The organism is Pseudomonas sp. DE0010, assembly GCF_007680745.1.
Lineage (GTDB): Bacteria > Pseudomonadota > Gammaproteobacteria > Pseudomonadales > Pseudomonadaceae > Aquipseudomonas > Aquipseudomonas parafulva_B.
Map to the genome: position 1 here is coordinate 1 of NZ_VEJQ01000173.1, position 288 is coordinate 288.

A 288-nucleotide genomic window follows, 5' to 3' on the forward strand; every position below is an offset into this window, starting at 1 on the left:
CAAGCCCGATATCGTCCTGCTCGACATCCGCATGCCGGGTCTGGACGGTCTGCAAGTGGCCGCGCGTCTCTGCGAGCGCGAATCGCCGCCCGCGGTGATCTTCGTGACCGCCCACGACGAATACGCGCTCGACGCCTTTCAGGTCAGCGCCGTGGGCTATCTGGTCAAGCCGGTGCGGCAGGAGGACCTGGCCGCTGCCCTGAGCAAGGCCCAGCGACCCAACCGGATGCAGCTGGCCGCCCTGACCAAGCCGCCGGCCAGCGGTGGCCCTGGCCCGCGCAGCCATAT

General features: G+C 69.4%; 1 protein-coding gene. It reads left to right on the forward strand.

Translation table 11 applies throughout. The features are described 5' to 3' along the window. The coding region (locus FS767_RS22120; RefSeq protein ID WP_144968235.1) for a LytTR family DNA-binding domain-containing protein at positions 1-288 on the forward strand (288 nt) is incomplete at both ends.